At 46.4% G+C, this 1,059-nt stretch carries 2 protein-coding genes; both read right to left on the bottom strand.

Annotated features, from left to right (window positions below; genetic code table 11):
- The coding region (locus tag KDK19_RS20630) for a phospholipase D-like domain-containing protein (protein WP_257292841.1) at positions 1-519 on the bottom strand (519 nt) is incomplete at its 3' end.
- Positions 520-522: 3 nt separating this feature from the next.
- A partial coding sequence (locus KDK19_RS20625) for a bifunctional 2-polyprenyl-6-hydroxyphenol methylase/3-demethylubiquinol 3-O-methyltransferase UbiG (RefSeq protein WP_257292840.1) occupies positions 523-1,059 on the bottom strand: 537 nt, incomplete at its 5' end.

Raw genomic sequence — 1,059 nt, 5'->3', positions numbered from 1 at the left:
CTGCTGGCGGATATGGGCAAACTGCTGAACATAAAGGTCATCAGAGTCGCCCTTACATTGCAGACGAAGATTCCATTCATGCCCCGTGGTTAACGCTGCTTTACTGATATTGCTGGAACCTACATAAGCACTGCCTTCAATAACATCGCCATCATGGGTATGAATAAAGATATACGACTTCATATGGAAGCTTTGCTGACCATCGCACTGGTAAATGCGAATATCTGCACCTCTCTCTTTTAACAGCATCAGTTCCCGCAAAGCCTGCGGGTCAGTCACATCCAGATAATCAGAAGTCAGTACCTTAATCACTGCGCCGCGATCAACTGCATCGCATAAAGCACCAAACAACAATTTCAAGCCACTGATGCGTATGAAGGCAACCGTAATCTCAATTTCCCGCGCCCGGTTAATAGCATCACTCAACTTGGGCAGCAGTGGATCATTCAGACCGCCGGTTGTCAGCAGAGCAGAATTGTTATCAATGGGATACGAAGGATCAAGCGGTCTTGCTTCCATGCATCAAGCCTTTTTCAGAATTGCGTTTAACCAGTATTCATTTTCACGGTCAGGCCGTAAGTCCCGAGTGACCCAAGTTCTGGCCATGTTCAAGTCACTTTTTGCCAGAATCTTCTCAAGCCCTTTTTCATCGAGATGTGTAAAATGCCTTCCCCCCCGTTCTTCTTCACCAAAACCCAACTTGAACGAGCAGTAAAAAAGCCCACCTGATTTCAATAGATTACCAAGATGAGAGAAAGTCACAGGCAAATTTTGAAGTGGAACGTGAAGCAGAGAGGCACATGCCCAGATAGCATCAAACTTTACTTCGGGGCTGTAATCTAAAAACAATGCATGTTTGACATCCAGCCCTGTCAGACAGGTAGCTCGTGCAGCCATACTTCTGCTGCCATCAAACGCAGTAACTGTAAAACCAGCTTTCAAAAAAGCCAGAGAATCCCGCCCTGAGCCACATCCGGCGTCGAGTATATGAGCTTGATCATGTAATAGTGGTAGAAACCGGTCGTATAATGCCTGTGCATCTACGCTCACAGTAGAGTC

Origin of the sequence: Endozoicomonas sp. ONNA1 (assembly GCF_024606325.1) — a bacterium.
In the GTDB taxonomy this organism is placed as follows: Bacteria; Pseudomonadota; Gammaproteobacteria; order Pseudomonadales; family Endozoicomonadaceae; genus Endozoicomonas_A.
The sequence above is the reverse complement of the archived record's forward strand: the minus strand, read 5'-3'. Positions and strand labels throughout refer to the sequence as shown.